Origin of the sequence: Amycolatopsis sp. MJM2582 (assembly GCF_000754115.1) — a bacterium.
In the GTDB taxonomy this organism is placed as follows: domain Bacteria; phylum Actinomycetota; class Actinomycetes; order Mycobacteriales; family Pseudonocardiaceae; genus Amycolatopsis; species Amycolatopsis japonica.
Genome location: NZ_JPLW01000001.1, coordinates 312,751 through 334,092 on the forward strand (window position 1 = coordinate 312,751; position 21,342 = coordinate 334,092).

General features: G+C 69.4%; 18 protein-coding genes. 4 read left to right on the forward strand and 14 right to left on the reverse strand.

Annotation, left to right across the window (positions count from 1 at the left end; all coding sequences use genetic code 11):
- Positions 1–68 precede the first annotated feature (68 nt).
- Positions 69–1,532, reverse strand: coding sequence for an aldehyde dehydrogenase family protein (locus ED92_RS01490; RefSeq protein ID WP_037332339.1), 1,464 nt, complete (start codon positions 1,530–1,532; stop codon positions 69–71).
- Between the two features lie 97 nt (positions 1,533–1,629).
- Positions 1,630–3,369 (reverse strand): glycerol-3-phosphate dehydrogenase/oxidase, encoded by a 1,740-nt coding sequence (locus ED92_RS01495; protein WP_052120197.1) that lies wholly within the window; start codon positions 3,367–3,369, stop codon positions 1,630–1,632.
- 235 nt (positions 3,370–3,604) lie between these two features.
- On the opposite strand from ED92_RS01495, the gene ED92_RS01500 reads away from it, so the two are divergent.
- Complete coding sequence (locus tag ED92_RS01500) at positions 3,605–4,360, forward strand: MIP/aquaporin family protein (protein ID WP_174492067.1); 756 nt, start codon at positions 3,605–3,607, stop codon at positions 4,358–4,360.
- Positions 4,361–4,374: 14 nt separating this feature from the next.
- Entirely contained in the window at positions 4,375–5,886 is a 1,512-nt protein-coding gene (gene glpK, locus ED92_RS01505; RefSeq protein ID WP_037332341.1) for a glycerol kinase GlpK, read from the forward strand.
- An 81-nt stretch (positions 5,887–5,967) separates the two neighbouring features.
- Here glpK and ED92_RS42700 read toward each other — a convergent pair whose 3' ends face one another.
- The 5 genes from ED92_RS42700 to ED92_RS01530 form a co-directional block, all read right to left on the reverse strand.
- Positions 5,968–6,549: a hypothetical protein gene (locus ED92_RS42700; protein WP_161791082.1), complete on the reverse strand. Its 582-nt coding sequence runs from the start codon at positions 6,547–6,549 to the stop codon at positions 5,968–5,970.
- Positions 6,550–6,562: 13 nt separating this feature from the next.
- Positions 6,563–7,105: a hypothetical protein gene (locus ED92_RS01515; RefSeq protein ID WP_037332343.1), complete on the reverse strand. Its 543-nt coding sequence runs from the start codon at positions 7,103–7,105 to the stop codon at positions 6,563–6,565.
- A 5-nt stretch (positions 7,106–7,110) separates the two neighbouring features.
- Positions 7,111–7,764, reverse strand: a complete 654-nt coding sequence (locus ED92_RS01520) for a class F sortase (RefSeq protein WP_037332346.1) — start codon at positions 7,762–7,764, stop codon at positions 7,111–7,113.
- A 152-nt stretch (positions 7,765–7,916) separates the two neighbouring features.
- Entirely contained in the window at positions 7,917–8,357 is a 441-nt protein-coding gene (locus ED92_RS01525; protein WP_052120347.1) for a hypothetical protein, read from the reverse strand.
- A gap of 103 nt (positions 8,358–8,460) precedes the next feature.
- Positions 8,461–9,864 carry an NAD(P)H-quinone dehydrogenase gene (locus tag ED92_RS01530; protein ID WP_016331316.1) on the reverse strand — a complete coding sequence of 468 codons (1,404 nt, stop codon included), beginning with the start codon at positions 9,862–9,864 and terminating at the stop codon, positions 8,461–8,463.
- A 127-nt stretch (positions 9,865–9,991) separates the two neighbouring features.
- Between ED92_RS01530 and ED92_RS01535 the strand changes: the two genes are divergently transcribed.
- Complete coding sequence (locus ED92_RS01535; protein WP_179948472.1) at positions 9,992–10,444, forward strand: gamma-glutamylcyclotransferase; 453 nt, start codon at positions 9,992–9,994, stop codon at positions 10,442–10,444.
- 62 nt (positions 10,445–10,506) lie between these two features.
- Here ED92_RS01535 and ED92_RS01540 read toward each other — a convergent pair whose 3' ends face one another.
- The 6 genes from ED92_RS01540 to ED92_RS01565 all read right to left on the reverse strand — a co-directional run bounded on the left by ED92_RS01540 (position 10,507) and on the right by ED92_RS01565 (position 18,531).
- Entirely contained in the window at positions 10,507–11,349 is an 843-nt protein-coding gene (locus tag ED92_RS01540) for a DUF559 domain-containing protein (protein ID WP_052120349.1), read from the reverse strand.
- 237 nt (positions 11,350–11,586) lie between these two features.
- On the reverse strand, positions 11,587–12,885 hold the full coding sequence (locus ED92_RS01545; protein ID WP_081975674.1) for an amidohydrolase: 1,299 nt from the start codon (positions 12,883–12,885) through the stop codon (positions 11,587–11,589).
- A gap of 238 nt (positions 12,886–13,123) precedes the next feature.
- Positions 13,124–13,423 (reverse strand): hypothetical protein, encoded by a 300-nt coding sequence (locus tag ED92_RS01550; protein ID WP_037332351.1) that lies wholly within the window; start codon positions 13,421–13,423, stop codon positions 13,124–13,126.
- Between the two features lie 57 nt (positions 13,424–13,480).
- Positions 13,481–14,479, reverse strand: a complete 999-nt coding sequence (gene meaB / locus ED92_RS01555) for a methylmalonyl Co-A mutase-associated GTPase MeaB (RefSeq protein ID WP_037332353.1) — start codon at positions 14,477–14,479, stop codon at positions 13,481–13,483.
- 3 nt (positions 14,480–14,482) lie between these two features.
- Positions 14,483–16,651, reverse strand: coding sequence for a methylmalonyl-CoA mutase (gene scpA / locus ED92_RS01560; protein WP_037332354.1), 2,169 nt, complete (start codon positions 16,649–16,651; stop codon positions 14,483–14,485).
- Positions 16,651–18,531 carry a methylmalonyl-CoA mutase family protein gene (locus ED92_RS01565; RefSeq protein WP_052120202.1) on the reverse strand — a complete coding sequence of 627 codons (1,881 nt, stop codon included), beginning with the start codon at positions 18,529–18,531 and terminating at the stop codon, positions 16,651–16,653. Before ED92_RS01565 ends, scpA begins: the two co-directional genes overlap by 1 nt.
- Before the next feature lie 350 nt (positions 18,532–18,881).
- Between ED92_RS01565 and ED92_RS01570 the strand changes: the two genes are divergently transcribed.
- Entirely contained in the window at positions 18,882–20,648 is a 1,767-nt protein-coding gene (locus ED92_RS01570; protein ID WP_037332355.1) for a serine/threonine-protein kinase, read from the forward strand.
- On the opposite strand, the gene ED92_RS01575 is transcribed toward ED92_RS01570, so the two are convergent.
- Positions 20,592–21,314 carry a MerR family transcriptional regulator gene (locus ED92_RS01575; RefSeq protein ID WP_063777554.1) on the reverse strand — a complete coding sequence of 241 codons (723 nt, stop codon included), beginning with the start codon at positions 21,312–21,314 and terminating at the stop codon, positions 20,592–20,594. The genes ED92_RS01570 and ED92_RS01575 overlap by 57 nt on opposite strands.
- Between the last annotated feature and the right edge of the window lie 28 nt (positions 21,315–21,342).

The window sequence follows — 21,342 nt, forward strand, 5'->3', positions numbered from 1 at the left end:
CATTTCGTCCTCTGAATGCGGTAGTACGCGACACCAACTACCGCATCCAGAGGACGAAATGCGGGCGGTCAGAAGGGGTAGGTCGGCGGCGGGTTCCGGACGGTGACCCAGCGGGTCTCGGTGAACGCCTCGATGTTCGCCGCCGCGCCGCCGAAGCGGCTTCCGGTGCCCGAAGCGGCGACGCCACCGAAGGGGCTGTTCGCCTCATCGCTGACGGTCTGGTCGTTGATGTGCACGATCCCGGTCGGGACGCGATCCGCGAGCTCCAGTCCTTTGAGGACATCGCGCGTGACGATCCCCAGCGAGAGCCCGTACTCGCTCGCAGTCGCGAGGCGGATCGCCTCCTCCGCGTCGGAGAACCGCACGACCGGCGCGACCGGGCCGAAGATCTCCTGGGCGACCGCGGGCGCCGTCGGCGGCACGTCGGCGAGCACAGTCGCGGAGTAGAACAGCCGGTCGTACTCGGCGCCGGCGGCGACCCGCGCACCCGCCGCCACGCTGGCCGTCACCAGCTCGTGGATCTTGTCCCGCTGTCCGGCGTCGATGATCGGCCCGAGCGCGACCTCGTCCCGCGCCGGGTCGCCCACCCGCAACGCGGCCGCCTTCGCCGCCAGCCGCTCGACGAAGTCGTCGTAGAGCCGCTCGTGCACGAGGTGCCGGCCGGTGGTCATGCAGATCTGGCCCTGGTGGAAGAACGAGCCGAACGCGGCGACCCCGGCGGCCTCGTCGACGTCCGCGTCGTCGAGCACGATGAGCGCGGAGTTCCCGCCCAGCTCCAGATGCGCCCGCTTCAAATGCTTTCCGGCGAGTTCGCCGACCTTGCGCCCGGCGCCGGTCGACCCGGTGAACGAGATGACCCGGACCGCCGGATGCGTCACCAGTGTCTCGCCGACGTCCGCGCCGCCCGGCAGCATCTGCAGCACACCCGGCGGCAGCCCCGCCTCCTCGAAGATCCGCGCGAGGACGACGCCGCCGGTGACGGCGGTGCGCGGATCCGGCTTCAGGATGACCGCGTTCCCCAGCGCGAGCGCCGGGGCGACCGAGCGGATGCCGAGGATGATCGGCATGTTGAACGGCGAGATCACGGTGACCACACCGGCCGGGACACGGCGCGCCATCGAAAGGCGCGGCTCCTCGCTCGGCAGGAGTTCGCCGTACGGGCGGCCGGGCAGGGCCGCCGCCTCGTAGCACTCCTGCTCCGCGACGTGCAGCGAAAAGCCCGCGACTCCCGGCACCGCGCCGACCTCGCGGACGTTCCACCAGCGGATCTCGTCGGCGTACTCCGACCACAGCGTGGCCGCCTTGCGCAGGATCGCGGCCCGCTGGACGTGCGGTGTCGCCGCCCAAGCCCGCTGCGCCTCGGCCGCCGTCTCCGCCGCTTTCGCGGCGTCTTCGGCCGAGGCGATCCCGACGCTTCCCAGCACCGCTCCGGTCGCGGGCTCCGTGACGTCACGGACGCCACCGGATCCGGGCACCCAGGCACCGCCGGCGAAGATCCGGTCCGTCCACGTCGACGCGTCGAGAAACACCACAAGGCCGCCTTCCGTCTCGGGAAGGCCGACGCTATGCCAGATTCACCGGATCAGGCAACGATCCCTGCGCGCGTGGCACACCACGCGGCACCGTCGATCAACTCACCGGCTCGATGATCCCCGAGCGTGCTTCCGGCGCGGCGGAGCGCAACGCGTCGGCGGCCTCGTCGCTCGGCTGCGACTGGGACTCCCGTTCCGCGTCGACCCGTGCCTTGTACACCTCGACTTCGCGCTTCTCCTCGTCCTTCGACCAGCCGAGCACCTCGCCCACCAGCGTGGCGACCTGCGCCGCGCAGTCCACGCCGCGGTGCGCGTACTCGATCGAGATCCGCGTCCGCCGCGCGAGCACGTCTTCCAGGTGCAGCGCGCCCTCGTGGCTGGCCGCGTAGACGACCTCGACGCCGAGGTAGTCCGGAGCGTGCTCCAGCGGCTTCAGCAGTTCCGGCCGTCCTTCGCCGAGCGCGAGGACCTCGTGCACCATCGAGCCGTACCGGTCGAGCAGATGCCGCACGCGGTACGGGTGCAGCCCGTGCTCACTGGCCAGATGATCGGCCTGGTTCACCAGCGCGTGGTAGCCGTCGGCGCCGAGCAGCGGCACCTTGTCCGTGATGGACGACTGCGGCCTGCCCGGCAGGTCGACGGCCGCGGCGTCGACGGCGTCGGCCGCCATCACCCGGTAGGTCGTGTACTTGCCGCCCGCGATCGCGACCAGTCCCGGTGCGACACGCGCGACCGCGTGCTCTCGCGAAAGCTTTGACGTCTCTTCGCTTTCCCCGGCGAGCAAAGGCCGGAGACCGGCGTAGACGCCTTCGATGTCGTCGTGCGTGAGCGGCGTCGCGAGCACGGTGTTGACGTGTTCGAGGAGGTAGTCGATGTCGTGTTTGGTCGCGGCGGGATGCGCGAGATCGAGGTTCCAGTCGGTGTCGGTGGTCCCGACGATCCAGTGGTTGCGCCACGGGATGACGAACAGCACGGACTTCTCGGTGCGCAGGATCATGCCCGATTCCGAGACGATCCGGTCGCGCGGGACGACGATGTGCACGCCCTTGCTCGCCCGCACGCGGAACCGGCCGCGGCCACCGGAAAGACGCTGCAGTTCGTCGGTCCACACGCCGGTGCAGTTGACCACCGCGGAGGCGTGGATCTCGGTCTCGCGACCGTCCTCGACGTCGCGCACGCGGACACCGGAAATACGGTCCGCCTCGCGGAGGAAACCGACCACCTGGGTGGAAGTGCGCACGACGGCGCCGTAATGCGCGGCGGTGCGGGCGACGGTCATCGTATGCCGCGCGTCGTCGGATTGCGCGTCGTAGTAACGGATCCCGCCGATCAACGCGGACCGCTTCAGCGCCGGGACCATCCGCAGCGCGCCCGCGCGGCTCAGGTGTTTCTGGCCGGGGACCGACCGCGCGCCGCCCATCGTGTCGTACATCAGCAGGCCGGCCGCGGTGTACGGACGCTCCCAGATCCGATGGGTCAGCGGGTACAGGAAGCTGACCGGCTTCACCAGATGCGGGGCGATCGTCGTCAGCATCAGCTCGCGTTCCCGCAGAGCTTCCCGCACCAGCCCGAATTCCAGCTGTTCGAGGTAACGGAGCCCGCCGTGGAAGAGCTTGCTGGACCGGCTCGACGTTCCCGAGGCGAGGTCGCGCGCTTCGACGAGGGCGACCCGCAGGCCGCGTGTCGCGGCGTCGAGCGCCGTGCCCGCCCCGACCACTCCGCCGCCGATGACGACGAGGTCGAATTTGTCCTCACCCAGCCGCTGCCAAGACTCTTCCCGCTTGAGCGGTCCCAGCCTGGCGGGGCTGTTTTCGGCTTCGCGCTGAGAGCTTGCCACGTGACATTCCTCCTTGGTGCCGCTGTGACTCCAGCATCGCACGATCGGCCGCGACCGGTCCGTTATGCGGGTGACACGTGTGGCGTAACCCTCGTCGATCTTGGAAGGATTGGTTCCCGCGACGCCTGGAAGGAACAAATACGCGACGGTAACGTGCCACGGACGTGGGTCGGCAAGGGCGCCGTAGCACACCGTGTTCGACCCTGCGCGGAATGTCCAAAGTGGAGGTCAAGCGGTGAGTGCAGGAGCCATATTCGTCTGGGAACTGCTGGGAACGGCGGTCCTGATCCTGTTGGGTAACGGCGTGGTCGCCAACCACGTGTTGCGGAAGAACAACGGCCACAACGGTGGCGTCGTGATGATCACCCTCGGGTGGGCGTTCGCGGTCTTCGCCGGCGCGAGCATCGCCGCGCCGAGCGGCGCGCATCTGAACCCCGCCGTCACGCTGGGCCTCGCCATCGCGGACAAGACGAAGTGGGCGGACGTCCCGATCTACTTCGCCGGGCAGATGGTCGGCGCGATCCTCGGCGCCGTGCTCTGCTGGGCCGCCTACAAGCTGCAGTTCGACGACCACCCGCAGCGCGACGAGACGCTCGGCATCTTCTCGACCGCGCCGCAGATCCCGAACAAGGCGTGGAACCTCGTCACCGAGATCATCGGCACCTTCGTGCTGGTCGCGTGGATCCTGCTCAGCCCGGTCTACGCCAACGCCACGGGTGAGGGCGGCACGCCGAACTTCGGCAACTCCGCGCTCGGCTACGCGGGTGTAGCGTTCGTCGTGCTGGTCATCGGCCAGTCCCTCGGCGGCCCGACCGGTTACGCCATCAACCCGGCCCGAGACCTCGGCCCCCGCATCGCGTACGCGTTCCTGCTGCCCATCAAGAACAAGGCCAACCCGAACTGGGGCTACTCCTGGGTCCCGGTCGCCGGCCCGCTGGTCGGCGGTGCCCTGGCCGCCCTGCTCTTCCTCGCCGTCCACAACCTCACCTGAGACTGGAGTTTTCGATGACTTCGTACGTAGCCGCGATCGACCAGGGCACCACGTCGACCCGCTGCATGATCTTCGACCACTCCGGCCGGGTGGTCGCCGTCGACCAGCGGGAACACGAGCAGATCTTCCCGAAGGCGGGCTGGGTCGAGCACAACGCCGAAGAGATCTGGGAGAACACGCGGGCCGTCGCCGCGGGCGCGCTGGCCAAGGGTGACCTGGTCGCGAGCGACATCGTCGCGGTCGGCATCACCAACCAGCGCGAGACCACGCTGGTCTGGGACCGCACCACCGGCAAGCCGGTGTACAACGCGATCGTGTGGCAGGACACCCGCACCGACAAGATCGTCGCCGACCTGGGCGCGCTCGGCGGCGGGCAGGAGCGCTACCGCGCGAAGGTGGGCCTGCCGCTGGCGACCTACTTCTCCGGACCGAAGATCAAGTGGATCCTCGACAACGTTGACGGCGCCCGCGCGAAGGCCGAAGCCGGTGACCTGATCTTCGGCAACATGGACACCTGGGTGCTGTGGAACATGACCGGCGGGGTCGACGGCGGCGTGCACGTCACCGACCCGACCAACGCGTCGCGGACCATGCTGATGGACCTCGACACGCTGGCCTGGGACGCGGAGATCGCCGAGGAGATGACGATCCCGCTGTCGATGCTCCCGGAGATCCGGTCGTCGTCGGAGACCTACGGCAAGGTCCGGGAGAAGGGCGCGCTGGCCGGGGTCCCGATCTCGGGCATCCTGGGCGACCAGCAGGCGGCGACCTTCGGGCAGGCGTGCCTGTCGCCGGGCGAAGCCAAGAACACCTACGGCACCGGCAACTTCATGCTGCTCAACACCGGCACCGAGAAGGTCATGTCGGACAACGGGCTGCTCACCACGGTCTGCTACAAGATCGGTTCGAACGACACGGTGTACGCGCTCGAAGGTTCGATCGCGGTCACCGGTTCGCTCGTGCAGTGGCTGCGGGACAACCTCGGCCTGATCGGCTCCGCGGCCGAGGTCGAGCAGCACGCCCGGACCGTCGAGGACAACGGTGGCGCGTACTTCGTGCCGGCGTTCTCGGGTCTCTTCGCGCCGTACTGGCGCTCCGACGCCCGCGGCGCGATCGTCGGCCTCACCCGGTTCGTCAACAAGGGACACATCGCGCGGGCGGTCCTGGAGGCGACGGCGTTCCAGTCGCGCGAGGTGATCGACGCGATGAACGCCGACTCCGGTGTCCCGCTGAAGTCGCTGAAGGTCGACGGCGGCATGGTCGTCAACGAGCTGCTCATGCAGTTCCAGGCCGACATCCTCGGCGTGCCGGTGATCCGGCCGGTGGTCAACGAGACCACCGCGCTCGGCGCGGCCTACGCGGCCGGTCTCGCGGTGGGCTTCTGGAAGAGCGAGGACGACATCCGCAACAACTGGGCGCAGGACAAGCAGTGGGACCCGTCGATGGACGAGACCCGCCGCGAGTCGGAGTACCGGAACTGGAAGAAGGCGGTCACGAAGACCTTCGACTGGGTCGACGAAGACTGACCTGCGGTTGTCCGTGAAGGCCTCCTTGAGGGACCCTGCGTCCCTCAAGGAGGCCTTCACGCGCTTGGCGCATTCAGAGGACTAAATGCCGCCGCCGGTTTGCGGAGCACCGGCGGGCTTGACCTTCACCTGCGGCGTCTTGCCCGGTGTACCGCACGGCTTCGTCAACGCGGCCGGGACGACCCGCGCCGAACTCGACGACGGCGCGCTGCTGCTCGACGGCGGTTCACTGCTGGACGGCGGCTGACTGCTGGACGGCGGCTTGCTGCTCGACGGCGGTTCGGTGGGCGTGGTCGTCGGCGGCGGGCAGACGATCTCGAACTCGACTGTCGCCGTCCCGCTGGCGGCGGGCAGGTTCGGCCCGCCGTCGCACCGGAAACTCGCCTTGAACTTGCCGGTCCTCCCCGCGGCCTTCCCGTTCCCGGTGTACGCCGCGCCGGCCTGGGCCGAGAGCGTGACCGGACCGGTCAGGCCCGGCGACGTCACGGCGGTGGGCGTGCCATGGCAACTGGCGCTGAAGTCCAACGCCTGCCCCGGCGCGACCTTCGCCGGACTGACCGACAACTTCGGCGGTGGCGCGGTGGCCGACGCCTGCGGAGCGAGGAACACTCCCGCCGTCATCGCGAGCAAACCGGCGCCCGCGACGATTCCCTTCATTCCCATGATCTTTTCTCCCTCAATGCGAGCCCTCGCACTGAGAACACCATCGGGAAAGGGAATCGGTTGCCCCGGTCTGCGGCGCGCCCACCGGAATTTTCGAAACCTGACGGCCCGAAGCCGGTTTTCCCGGCGAAGAAGGCTTCGGCAAAACTGTCGGCTTCGGCGCAGGCGGTTTACTAGACGACGTCGGCGTTTTGTCCGGCACGATTTCGAGGTTCGCCGTGATCTTCGTGGTCTTGCAGATCGCCGTGACCGTGTAGAAGGCAGGCCGCGCCTCGGCGTCGATATGCGCGACGGCGCCCTGGATCACCGGAACCTCGTTGGTCACCGTGAATGCACCGATGCGGTCGAACACCTTCGACTTCACCTCGCCCAGTTCGCCGACCGGACAGCCGACCGACACCAGGATCTCCTCCCCCGCCACCGACTGCCGGGGCGAGAGACCGAGGAACGGGTACGGATCCGCCTTCGGGCTCGTGGACGGGGCGTCCTGCGCGTACGCGACGGCCGGGACGACCAGCGCGACCCCGCACGCCAGCACCAGGGCGGACCTGATCATGGAACTCACCTCGCGATCAACCGGGCGAAAACGATGATGTTGTCGAGATAGTTGCGCGACGCCTTGTCGAAGACCCCGCCGCAGGTGATGAGCCGCAGTTCCGGTTCGGCGGTGTCGCCGTAGACGGCGTCGGTCGGGAACTTGTCCTTCGCCACCCGCTCGACCTTCGTGACCGCGAACTCGGCCGTCGTGCCGTCCTTGCGGGCGACCGAGACCTTGTCGCCGGGCGCCAGTTCCTTCAGCCGGAAGAAGATGCCCTTCTGCTTGTTGCCGTCCACGTGCCCGAGGATCACCGACGGCCCGACCTCCCCCGGGGTCGGACCGTTCACGTACCAGCCCGCCTGCAACGGCCGGGTCACCGGCGGTACCTCGATGGTGTTGTCCGCGTTGAGCCCGAGCGGGATCAGGCTGGACTTCGCCTCGATCTTCGGCACGTCGATCGACACCGGATCGGCCTTCGGCATCCCGCCGACCGGTTCGGCCTCCGGCTCGCTGCCCGGTGCCACCGGCACCTCTGTCCGCTCCGTGCTCGCCGGAGGCGCGGCCTGGCCGGTCTCCCCCGGACCGGACAGGACGATCGCCAGCGTCGCCAAGACGGCCAACAGGACGGCCGCGAGCACCAGCGGCGCCCGTCGCCCCCGCACCCAGTTCGCTTTCATGTCCACCTCCCGGGCCGCGACGAGCCGGTCCCGGCCCCCAGACCGGGACCGGCTCGTCGTTCACCCCACGACTGGCAAACGCCACAGGCGGCCCGGCGGTTGCCCGCCAGGGTCACGAAATGATCGCGACCGTCGGTGCGAGAGGACGGAAGTCAGGAGGCCAGGCTGCCGTCGCCCGCGTGGGCGGCGCCCGCAGGTACCGCGCTCACCTGCCGGGGCGGCACGGAAAACGTTGCCGTATAAGACTTTCCGTTGCAGTTGACGGTCAGCGGGTAGCTGCCGGGAGCCGTACCGGCCTTGAGTTCGACGTCGGCGCTGACATTCGCCGGAACCCCGATGAGCGGGCCGTAGTCGTATTTCCCGATGGTCAGCACCGGCGAAGAGAACGTCGTCGACGTCGGTGCCTTCATGCCGTCTCCGCCGGGGCATTGCGCCAGCGCCACGTTGGCGTCGCCGTGCACGTACTTGTTGACGAGCCCGAGTTCGTAGGCCGTGTCGTCGTTGAGCTGCACGGTGACACCGGGATCCGGCTGGGGTTGCTGAGCGAAACCGGTCGCCGGCCCAGCCAGCACCGCCGCACCGATCGCCACCACTCCGGCGAGCACCCTGCGAATCACGAAAAACCCCTAGCTGTCAACGAAACACCGACACGCGCTAGACGCGGGCACCACCGCGAAGGTTGCTCGGCGGCGAAGATCAGTCCAAGTCGTCGTGCCGCATGAGCTGGCGGCCCGCCTCGGTGATCGACCCCGACAGCGACGGGTACACCGAAAATGTCAGTGCCAGGTGTTCCACTGTGAGCTGGTTCTGGACGGCGAGCGCGATGGGAAGGATGAGTTCGCTCGCCGTCGGCGCCACGACCACCCCACCGACGACCACGCCGGTGGCGGGGCGGCAGAACAGCTTCACGAAACCGCGTCGCAGGCCTTCCATCTTCGCGCGGGCGTTCGTCGCGAGCGGGAGCATGATGGTGCGGGCGGGCACCTCGCCCGAGTCGATCGCCTGCTGGCTGATGCCGACGGTCGCGATCTCGGGGTGGGTGAACACGTTGGCGGCGACGGTCTTGAGCTTGATCGGCGCGACACCCTCACCGAGCGCGTGCCACATCGCGATGCGGCCCTGCATGCTGGCCACGGAGGCGAGCATGAGCACCCCGGTGCAGTCGCCTGCCGCGTAGATACCGGGCGCGCTGGTACGGGAAACGCGGTCGACGCCGATGAAGCCGCCGGGGCCGGGCTCGATGCCGACCTTCTCCAGGCCGATGTCGGTGGTGTTGGGCACCGAACCGACGGTCATCAGCGCGTGGCTGGCCTCGATCACGCGGCCGTCGGAGAGGTGGATCTCGACGCCCTTCTCGGTGCGCTCGACCTTGTCGGCGCGGGCCTGCTTGACGACCGTGGTGCCGCGCTGGGAGAAGACCTCTTCGAGCACGGCGGCGGCGTCGGCGTCCTCGTGCGGGAGCACGCGGTCGCGGCTGGAGACGACGGTGACCTTGACGCCCATCTCGGTGTAGGCCGAGGCGAACTCGGCGCCGGTGACACCCGAACCGATGACGGCCAGGTGCTCGGGCAGTTCGCGCAGGTCGTAGAGCTGACGCCAGTCGAGGATGCGCTCGCCGTCCGGCACGGCGCCGGGCAGCACCCGCGGCGTGGCGCCGGTCGAGATGAGGACGACGTCGGCGTCGAGCACCTCGGTCGAACCGTCGGGGGCGGTGACGGCGACCTTGTGCGTGGCGAGCCCGGCCTCTTCGTCGTCGAACCGGGCCTGGCCGATGACGACGCGGACGCCCTCGCGCTGGACGCGGGCGCGGATGTCGGCGGACTGCGCGAGCGCGAGGCCCTTCACGCGGCCGTGGACGGTCGGCAGGTCGACGCTGGTGTCGGCCATGTCGGTGTTGATGCCGAGCTCACGGAGGTCGTGCATGTTCGCGAGCGCGCCGGAGGAGGCGATGAACGTCTTCGACGGGACGCAGTCGTAGAGCACGCACGCGCCGCCGAGACCGTCCCGTTCGACGATGGTGACGTCGGCTCCGTGCTGTGCCGCGACCAGTGCCGCTTCGTAACCGGCGGGGCCTCCGCCCATGATCACGATCTTGGTCACTGGTCTCCTCCTCGCAGCGGTGTCTGTGACTGCGTTTACCGTACGCGGGCGACCGTTGGGCGGATTGAGTGGCCGGACACGGCATGTGCGTCCAGCCGGGTGAGCGGTAGGTCGCTAGGCTGTCGCCGTGCCGTTGTATGCCGCGTATGGATCCAATATGGAGCCCGCCCAGATGCTGGAGCGCGCTCCGCACTCGCCCATGGCCGGCACCGGCTGGCTGGAAGGCTGGAGGCTGACCTTCGGCGGCGAGGACCTCGGCTGGGAAGGCGCGCTGGCGACCATCGTCGAAGACCCGGGCTCCCGGGTCTTCGTGGTGTTGTACGACGTCACCTCGCTGGACGAGCCCAATCTCGACCGCTGGGAAGGCGGCGAGCTGGGCATCCACTCCAAGATCCGCCTCCGCGTGCAAACCATGGACGGTTCCGTGCTGGCGTGGCTGTACGTCCTGGACGCCTACGAGGGCGGCCTCCCGTCCGCGCGCTACCTCGGCGTACTGGCCGACGCGGCCGAGGCCGCCGGCGCCCCCGCCGACTACGTCGACGCCCTCCGCACCCGCCCCTGCCAAGGCATCTCCGGCTGACCCGCGAGTTCCGCCCCCAATCACGCGAGTTCCGCCCTCGATCACGCGAATCACGGCCTCAATCACGCGAGTCGCGCCGTACGACGCTCGAACGCGCCCCGCAACTCCGCCAGTAACCGTCGCGGATCCCGCAGGTCGGCCGCCGTCGCACGAACCGTGATCCACCCGCGTGCCGCCATCCGGGCGTCCCGCTCCGCGTCGTAGTCCTGCCTGCCCTCGTGAGCGGCGTAGCCGTCGTACTCCAGGGCGATACGCAGCTCAGGCCAAGCGAGGTCGAGGACGTACAGCTTCCGCCCGTCGATGGTGTCGATCTCGTACTGGGCCACCGGCACCGGCAGCCCGGCCTCCACGACGATCAAGCGCAGGATGCTCTCCGACGGCGATTCGGCCTCGCCCGTCGCGAGCGCGAGCAGCATCTGTGCCCTGTGGATACCTCGCCGGTCGCGACGGTCGAGAAGGCGATCCCGGACGTTGGTGTGGAGGACTGCCCGATGGTCCGGCGCGAGGTTGTGCATGGCCTCTTCGAGTGCGGCGAACGCTGTTCGCTCGTCGCCGTCGCAGAGATGATCGGCCAGCGCGCGATCCAACGAGAACAGGGGAAGTTCGTCCAGTTCGACGATATCGGACGGGTGAAATTCCGCCCTGTGCACGACGAGCCCGGGCCTCGACCCGACCCGTCTCGAGTACGGGACGGTCAGGTGGACCGTGGTGCCTTCCGCAGCCGAAATCCCATGCAGGGCAAGAGAAGTGACGTCGGACAGGACGGCGGGCGGTCCGATCGCGAGCAGTGCCGCCTGCGCCAGCGTCGGCAGTTTGAGCAGATCGGCGGCGTGGACGACGACGCCTCGCCACGGCTGCGCCAGCGCACCGCGCGCCAAGCCTTCGAGGACGGCTCTCCGCCCCAAGATCCTGTCGGCCTCACCACGCGAGACCACCCCATGACGTCCTCCCCAGTTGATCACGTCTTCGAGAATCGAAGATCGGATCGGCCTTGGGAACCCCGATTTCCCGGACTGTGGATAACTCGCCCAGGCTGTGGATAACCCTGTGCGCGGATGTCCGGACCCGTTAGGGCGAACATCCGTGCACAGGGGCGGAACTCGCGTGATTGAAGACGTAACTCGCGTGATTGGGGGCGGAACTCAGGCCAGGGCGGCCAGGGCGGTGTGGACCAGCGTGCGGACTCCGCACAGGAGCGAACGCTCGTCGAGGGTGAAGGTCGGGCGGTGGATGTCGGCCATCGGGCCTTCACCGGACCACACGCCGAGGCGAGCGAAGGCGCCCTGGACGTGCTCCAGGTACCACCCGAAGTCCTCACCACCGGACGACTGCTCGGTCCCGGCCACGGCGGTCTCGCCGAGGGCGGCCTCGACGCCGGCCCGCATCAGCGCGTGCGACTCCGGATCGGAGACGACCGGCGGCACGCCGCGGCGGTAGTCGAGGGAGAACCCGACCCCGGTCGGCGCCAGCAGCGACTCCACCGAAGCCGCGACGAGCGGCTCCAGCATCGTCCAGACCTCGTGGTCCGCCGTGCGCAGCGTGCCGCGCAGCACCCCGTCCTGCGGGACGGCGTTCGCGGCCTGTCCCGCGTGCACCGCGCCCCAGACCAGCACGGTCCCGGATCGCGGGTCGACCCGCCGCGAAAGGACCGCGGGCAGCGACGTGATCACGGTGCCGAGCGCGTGCACCAGGTCCGCGGTCAGATGCGGCCGCGAGGTGTGCCCGCCCGGCGACGTGAGCCGCAGCTCGATGAGGTCGGCGGCCGAGGTCAGCGCGCCGACGCGCAGCCCGACCTTGCCGACCTCGAGCCGCGGGTCGCAGTGCAGCCCGTAGATCCGCTCGACGCCTTCCATCGCACCCGCCGCGATCATGTCCAGCGCGCCGCCGGGCATGACCTCCTCGGCGGGCTGGAAGATCAGCCGTACGCGGCCCGGCAGCTCCGGCGCGCCCGCCAGCGCCCGGGCGGCGCCCAGGAGGATCGCCGTGTGCGCGTCGTGCCCGCACATATGCGCGGCGCCGTCGGTCTTGGAGGCGTACGGGAGCCCCGTGGCCTCGGTCAGCGGCAGGGCGTCCATGTCGGCGCGCAGCGCGACGCAGCGGTCGCCGCTGCCGATGTCGCAGACCACGCCGGTGCCCGAGGGCAGCACCCATGGCTTGAGCCCCACCGAGCGGAGCAGGGACATGACCAGTTCGGTCGTGGCGAACTCGTGGCGGGAGAGCTCCGGGTGCGCGTGGATGCGACGACGCCACGCGACGACGTCGGTGGCGTTCGCGCGGAGCCAGTCGTCGAGCCAGAAGGGGCCACGCCCGGCACCCAGATCATGCACAGGTGCCATGCTGACGCCGGCCTCGGAGATCAGCGCGGTGGGCGCCTCGATAGGGGCAACGACGCGACCCTCGGGGTCGCCTGGAATGTCCGGACGTGAATCGAGCACCGTCACGCCGCACCTCCTCCCGCAACACAGTCACCTTCGTCTACCACCGTACGGGTGGTCGCTGAAGGCACGCTGGGTGCCGTTCGATCTGTGATACGCATTTGCGATAGATCGTGCACCATGCGAATGACAAGCCGCTCGTCGAGTGATCGAGCCGGAGACGGCCGGTAGTGGATCTGCGATGAACGGCTGCGAGAGTTCGGCCCGGGCTAAGCGGAGAGTCCTTCTACTTACGGGTAGCGGTTCAGGACTTCTTCTTCTTGGAACGGGAGCGGCGCCCGAGGATCACCAAGCCGAGCAGGATGGCCGCGGCGATACCCGCGATGACCTTGTTCTTGGTCTCCTGGCTGTTGGCCTTGTCGGTCTCGGCGGGGTCGAGCACCGGCCCCGGAGGCGCCTGCTCGAGCGCTTCGTGCACCGCCGCCGCCTGCATGATCACCGGCGCGGGCGCCTGGATCTCAACGGCCTGCGCGACGGGAGCGCAGACGACGAGCCCGGCGGCGACCAGTCCGGTCAGCTGCCCGAGACGAGACCTTTTCGGCATGACTCCCTTTCGTCGGCGTAGCGCGAGTCCGATTCTGCACTCTGCCGGGTTCCCGCGTCAGCCGCCACGCGGAGGACCGGAGAACGCCTCCAGAATCCGTTGCGCGGCCAGCGTCGGGGTCAGCTCACCGTCCCGGACCGCCCGTTCGACGTCCGGAACGACCGCTCGCACGTCCGGATGCGCCGCGAGCCGCCCGAGCAGCTGTTCGCGGACCATCGCCCAGGTCCACTCCACCTGCTGCCGCCGTCGCCGCCCGTCCAGTTCACCCGAAGCGGTCAGCACGTCACGGTGGCGCCCGATTTCGGCCCAGACCTCGTCGAGCCCGACGTCGGTGAGCGCGCTGCAGGTCAGCACCGGGGGCGTCCACTCGGCGTCGCGGCCGTAGATCATCCGCAGCGCGCCCGCCAGCTCGCGAGCCGCGCGTTTCGCGTCGCGTTCGTGGTCGCCGTCGGCCTTGTTGACCGCGATGACGTCCGCCAGTTCGAGGACGCCCTTCTTGATCCCCTGCAGCTGGTCTCCGGTGCGGGCCAGGGTCAGGAACAGGAAGCAGTCGACCATGTTCGCCACGGTCACCTCGGACTGTCCGACACCGACGGTCTCGACCAGCACGATGTCGTACCCGGCCGCCTCCATCAGCACGATCGTCTCGCGGGTCGCCCGCGCGACACCGCCGAGCGTGCCCGAAGTCGGCGAAGGGCGGATGAACGCCTTCGGGTCCACCGCGAGCCGCGCCATCCGGGTCTTGTCGCCCAGGATCGAGCCGCCGGTCCGCGTCGACGACGGGTCGACGGCCAGCACGGCGACCTTGTGCCCGGCCCCGGTCAGATCGGTGCCGAGCTGATCGATGAAGGTCGACTTGCCGACACCGGGGACCCCGGTGATGCCGACGCGCCGCGCTCCACCCGCGTGCGGGAGCAACTCGACCAAGAGCTCCTGCGCCTGCGCCCGGTGATCGTCCCGATTGGACTCGACGAGCGTGATCGCCCGCGACAGCAGGCCGCGGTCACCCACGAGGACACCTTTGGCCAGCGCCCCGACGTCGATCTTGCGCGGCAAGGTTCAGGACTCCTGGGCGGTCAGCTGTCCGATGAGGTCGATCGCCGCTTCGGCGATCACCGTGCCGGGGCCGAAGATCGCCGCCGCGCCCGCCGCGCGCAGCTCCTCGTAGTCCTGCGGCGGGATGACGCCGCCGACCACGACGATGATGTCCTCGCGGCCCTGCTCGGCGAGTTCGGCGCGCAGCGCGGGCACCAGCGAGAGGTGCCCGGCGGCCAGCGACGAAACGCCGATCACGTGCACGTCCGCCTCGATCGCCTGCCGCGCGACCTCGCCGGGGGTGGAGAACAGCGGGCCGACGTCGACGTCGAAACCGATGTCGGCGAAGCCGGTCGCGATCACCTTCTGGCCGCGGTCGTGGCCGTCCTGGCCCATCTTCGCGACCAGAATCCGGGGACGGCGGCCTTCCTCCTCAGCGAACTTCTCGACCAGCTCGCGCGCCTGCTCGACGTTCTCGGTCTTGCCGACCTCCTCGCGGTACACACCGGAGATGGTACGAATCTGGCCGGAGTGGCGCCCCCAGATCTTCTCCAGCGAGTCGGAGATCTCGCCGACGGTGGCCTTCGCCCGCGCGGCGTCGATGGCCAGCGCGAGCAGGTTCCCGTCGGACTCGGCGCCCGCGGTGAGCCGCCGCAGCGCGTCCTGCGTGGCGTCCTCGTCACGCTCTTCGCGCAGCCGCCGCAGTTTCTCCAGCTGCTGCGCGCGCACGCCCGCGTTGTCGACCTTGAGCACGTCGATCTGCTCGTCGTCGGTGACCTGGTACTTGTTGACGCCGATCACCGGCTGGCGGCCGGAGTCGATCCGCGCCTGGGTCCGCGCCGCGGCCTCTTCGATGCGCAGCTTGGGGATGCCGGCGTCGATCGCCTTCGCCATCCCGCCCGCCTGCTCGACCTCGGTGATGTGCCCCCATGCCTTGCGCGCGAGGTCGTACGTCAGCTTCTCGACGAACGCGCTGCCGCCCCACGGGTCGATGACGCGCGTGGTGCCGGATTCCTGCTGCAGCAACAACTGCGTGTTCCGCGCGATGCGGGCGGAGAAATCGGTCGGCAGCGCCAGCGCCTCGTCGAGGGCGTTGGTGTGCAACGACTGCGTGTGGCCTTGGGTCGCCGCCATCGCCTCGACGCAGGTGCGGACGACGTTGTTGTAGACGTCCTGCGCGGTCAGCGACCAGCCGGAGGTCTGCGAATGCGTCCTCAACGACAGGGACTTCGACGATTTGGGTTCGAAACCCTTCACCAGCTTCGCCCACAGCAGGCGCGCCGCGCGTAGTTTCGCGACCTCCATGAAGAAGTTCATCCCGATCGCCCAGAAGAAGGACAGGCGCGGCGCGAATTTGTCGACGTCCAGCCCGGCCTCGACCCCGGCGCGGATGTACTCGACACCGTCCGCGAGCGTGTACGCCAGCTCAAGGTCGGCGGTCGCCCCGGCTTCCTGCATGTGGTAGCCGGAGATGGAGATCGAGTTGTACTTCGGCATGTTCCGCGAGGTGAACGAGAAGATGTCCGAGATGATCCGCATCGACGGCTGCGGCGGGTAGATGTAGGTGTTGCGGACCATGAACTCCTTGAGGATGTCGTTCTGGATGGTCCCGGCCAGTTTGTCCGGCGTGACCCCCTGTTCCTCGGCCGCGACGACGTAGAGCGCGAGCACCGGCAGGACGGCGCCGTTCATGGTCATCGAAACGCTCATCTTGTCGAGCGGGATGCCGTCGAAGAGCTGGCGCATGTCGTAGATCGAGTCGATCGCGACGCCCGCCATGCCGACGTCACCGGCGACACGCGGGTGATCGGAGTCGTAGCCGCGGTGCGTCGCGAGGTCGAAGGCGACCGAGAGGCCCTTCTGCCCGGCGGCGAGGTTGCGGCGGTAGAAGGCGTTCGACTCCTCGGCGGTGGAGAAACCCGCGTACTGGCGGATGGTCCACGGCTGGTTGACGTACATCGTCGGGTACGGGCCGCGCAGATACGGCGCGATACCGGGATACGTGCCGAGGAAGTCCACTCCGGACAGATCGTCGGCGGTGTACACCGGCTTGACGCCGATGCCCTCCGGCGTCTCCCACGCGAGCGCGTCGGGCCCCTTACCGGTGGCGGCGTGCAACGCTTCGGTCCACTGAGGACGGTCGCCCGGCTCGGGGCTGCCGAGCTCGATTCCGGCGAAGTTCGGGATGGTCATCACTGCACTCCGAGCTCGTTCAACGTGCCGGTCAGGATTTCCAGGGCGTCGCAGCCCGTGAAGAGGTAGCCCGTGACGTCCGGGTGGTCGCCGGGTTTCCCGGCGAGCAGCACCGACGTCGCGCCCGCTTCCTTCAACGCCTTCGCGACGCTGTCCGCTTCTTCGGCGTAGGAAGTGTTGCTGCCGCAGATGCAGGCGATCTTCGTTCCGCTGGCCTGGAATTCCGCTACGACGGCTGGGATGTCCTTGGGCGCACCGGGGTTCACCGCCTCGATCCCGCCCGCCTGGAACAGGTTCGCCGCGAAACTCGCCCGTGCGGTGTGCGCCGCGACCGGGCCGAGCGTGGCGAGGAAGACGCGAGGACGGCTGGGATGCGCGTCCGCCCGGTCTCGCAGCGCCTCGAAGGCCTCGGCGTACCGGTGACGCGGCAGGCCGCCGCCCGGCAGGTCGTCCAGTGGGTCGCGGACGACCGCTTTCTCCGTCAGGTTGGGGAATTCGCTGACGCCGGTGATCGGATCGCGACGGGTCCCGATCCGCTTCGACCGCTTCTCCCAGGTCTCGGCGAGCCGTGCGGCGAGCGCTCCGGACGCCAGTTCCGCCTCGATCCCGCCCGCCGCCTCGATGGCGGTGAACTCGCGCCAGGCGGCCTTGGCCAGCTCGTCGGTGAGGTTCTCGACGTACCAGGAGCCGCCCGCCGGGTCGATGACACCGGCCAGTTTGGACTCCTCCAGCAGCACGGCGTGCGTGTTGCGCGCGATCCGCGCGGAGAACGCGTCCGGCTGGCCGATCGCGGCGTCGAACGGGAGCACGGTGATCGCGTCCGCGCCGCCGACCCCGGCGCCGAAACAGGCGAGCGTGGTCCGCAGCATGTTCACCCACGGGTCGCGCTGGGTCAGCATCGCGGGCGAGGTGACCGCGTGCTGCCGCATACCCGAGCCCTTGCCGCCGGAAACCTCGGTGACGCGGGCCCACAGGCGCCGCGCGGCACGGAATTTGGCGATCGTGAGGAACTGGTCGGCGGTGGCGGCGAGCCGGAATTCGAGCTGACCGGCCGCGGTGTCGACGTCCAATCCCGCTTCGGTGAGCGCCCGCAGATACGCGACGCCCGCGGCGATGGCCGCGCCGAGTTCCTGCGCGTCCGAGCCGCCCGCTTCGTGGAACGGGAGGCCGTCGGCGACGATCGTCCGCACCTTCGGGTGACTGGCGGCGACGCGCGCGGCCAAGTCCGCGGCGGGGGCGAGCGGATGCGCGGTGCCGGTGCGCGCGGTCGAGCCGATCGGGTCGGCGCCCAGGGTCGCGGTGACCGCGCTCGCCGGGATCTCTCGCTCGGCGAAGAGCGTGAACAACTCGTTCGCGGCGGCTTCGTACTCTTCGCCCGCGTCGAGCGTGACGGGTGCGAGGTCGACGTACACCTCGTTCAGCGCGTCGCCCAGATCGGTGACGGGAACGCCGGTCGCACCGGCACGCAGCCAGATCGAGCTGACGCCGCCTTCGAGGTCGGCGAGGATCGCGGCGTTCGTGGCCTTGGCGTCGCGGCGCGCGTACCGGGCACGGATGTCCCAGCCGGTCGTCACCGCGCCTTCGGGCCGGGCGCTTCGCACGAACGGCGGAAGACCGGGGAAACCCGTCCCGTCGACCGTGTCTTCGGCGGTGTAGAGCGGCTGGATCTCCAGGCCGTCGTACGTCCGCGTGACCAGCTTGCTTTCGGGCAGGCCGTCGAAGGACTCGTCGATGGCGCCGCTCTTGCGCAGCACGCCCGCGACCAGCTCGCGCCACTGGTCCCGGCTCGCTTCGGGGAACTCCGCCGCGAGCTCCAATTCTTCCGGCGCGTCGGGCTCGCCAGGGGTCGGCACTGACTCCGTCTCGGCCACTTCCGTCATAGCCAACGATGCTAACGGCCCTCAAGTGGCACCACCTGTGACGCTAGTCGCGCCTAGGGGGTGATTAGGGGGCGATGCCGGGCGGTCGTGAACGGCGGTTTCGCGTGACTGGCCGGACGGCACGTGTGATCAGACGGACGACACGCGTGATGGAATGGACGACACGCTCGGAGCCGGGCTTCCGCCTCGAGTCGTCCGTCTGATCACGTGTGTCGTCCGGCCAGTCACGTGTGTCGTCCGTCTGATCACACGAAACGACCCGGCAGTGCACCGCTGTCCGGGCGGCCCCGTTCACTCCGACAGGGCACGGCGCATAGGGCCGCCACGCGGGCATACGACACAATTGGGTCGTGCCGTCCGACACCACCGAGTCCAACGAGAGTCCCGGCGACGAGAAGCGGGTAGTCGCCGGGCGATATCGGTTGCGCTCGGTCATCGGATCAGGGTCGATGGGCACGGTCTGGTCGGCCTACGACGAGTTCCTGCACCGCCCCGTCGCGGTCAAAGAGGTCCGCCTCCCGCCGGGCGTCCCGGCGTCGCAGGCCGACGAACTGCGCGAACGGACCCTGCGCGAAGCCCGCGCGATCGCCGTCCTGAGCCACCCGAACGTGATCATCCTGCACGACGTCGCGCGCGAGAACGACGAACCGTTCGTGGTCATGGAGCTGCTGCCGTCGCGCAGCCTCGCGCACATCCTGCGCGACCACGGGCCGCTGACGGTCGAGCAGACCGCGGCGGTCGGCATCGCGGTGGCGTCCGCGCTCGAAGCCGCGCACGCCGCCGGGATCACCCACCGTGACGTCAAACCGGGCAACGTCCTCGTCGCGGGTGACGGCCGGATCAAGCTCACGGACTTCGGCATCGCGCGCAACGTCTCCGAAGCCACCATGACCCGCACCGGGATGATGCTGGGCTCGCCCGCCTACATCGCGCCCGAGGTCGCTTCCGGCGGCGCCGTCGTCCCCGCCGCCGATCTGTGGGGTCTCGGCGCGACGCTGTTCGCCGCCATCGAGGGCTCGCCGCCGTACGACGCCGACGGCGACCCGCTCGAAACGGTCGGCAAGGTCGTCAACGGGAAGGTGCCGAAGCCCGGCCCCGGTCCGCTGGCCGACGTGATCGGCGCGCTCATGAAGAAGGAGCCGTCGAAGCGGATCACCCTGCGCGAGGTGCGGCGCCGCCTGTACCCGTTGCAGGCCAAGACGCTCATCGACCTGTTCCCCGCCGAGCTGTTCCACACGCCCGACGGCAAGAAGACCACCGCGCATCTCGACGCCACCGACACCCAGGTGATCAAGCCGGTCGCGCCGGAGAAGCCGGGCGAGGGCACGAGTTCCGAACTCGCCGCCGACCCCGGTCCGCTGCCGTTCCTCAACCAGCCCGCGCCGGCGCCTCCCGCCGAGCTCGCGCCGATGCCGACCGTCACGCCACCGCCGCCTCGGCGGCCCGGCCGGTCGACGGTGGGCACCGTGGTGCTGGCACTCGCGTCGGTCGTCCTGTTCCTGTTGGCCGCGGGCGGCGGTTTCGTGCTGGCCAGGGCCGTCGGCGGGCAGGATCTGCGGCCGCCGGAGAAGCTGCAGCAAGGCGACACGATCATCACCCAGCCGCCGCCGAAGCTGATCACACAGCAGGGTGACGCGAGCACGGTGAACGGCCTCAAGGGCGGCCGGTTCAGCCTCGGTGTCCCGGAGGGCTGGCAGAAGTTCGTCGCGCCGCATATCACCAGGGGTGTGCCGAGCACGGTGGTCCAGTACGTCTCGCCCGACGGCCGCCAGGTCATCCGGGTCGAGCGGCTGAGCGGTTTCCTGGCCGAGAGCCCGCCGCCCGCCTACTTCAGCTGGCTGAGGAGCCAGCATCCGGAGATCGCCCCGATCGGCGGGCCCACCACCGTCCCGGGCCGGGGCGACGACAGCCAGCGGTACACCTACCGGACGACGGAGCGCGCCACCGGCAACCGGGACGCCGTGAACGAGAGCATCACGCGGACGACGTACATGGACCTGTTCAGCGGTGGCACGGATCTGTGGATCCTGTCGGTGACCTCGACGATCGAGCAGGAGAACTCAGCGAAGACCGGGATCTTCGAGCCGGTCGCCTTGTCGTTCATCGTTGACGGCTAGCCCGGCGAAGTACGCCTTCGACGCGCGCTGCTGCGCGAGCCTCCGCAGCACCGAGAGCAGCCTGTCGCCCAGAACCGTCTCCACGACGGCGATCTCGATGATCTGCTCCAGCGACTCGATCCCCGAGATCCCTTCGAGGTCCAGGTCGGCGGTCCGGTCGGCGATCTCGGCGTAGGCGTCGAGTTTCTCGAGATACCAGCCGTGCCCGACCTCGCGGATCGTGCACAGGACGCCGACCAGGGCCTGGATGACCAGGTCGTCTTCGTCCTTGCAGGGCCAGCCGCGGCGGTCGGCGAGGTCGCGGACCGTGGCGAGCGCCCATTCGCGGGCTTCGTCGTCGACGACCCGCTTCGACGTCGTGATGCCCTGCTGGGCGATACCGAGGACGTGGTGGGGGCCGGCCTCCCCGGCGTCGACCGCGGCGAGCACTTCGCCGACCGTCGCGAGCGAAAGGCCGCCGACGTCCATCAGCGCCCTGATCAGCTTGATCCGCTGCACGTGCCCGTCGTCGTACTTCGCCTGGTTCGGGCTGGTCCGCTCGCCCGGCGGAAGCAGCCCTTCCCGCAGGTAGTACTTGATCGTGGCGACCGGGATCCCGGCTTTTTCGCTCAGTTCGGCCATCCGCACGCGTGCGCACTCCCATCTCGGGGACGGTTCCAGGGTCATCCCTGAAGACTTCTCAGGATGGATAGTT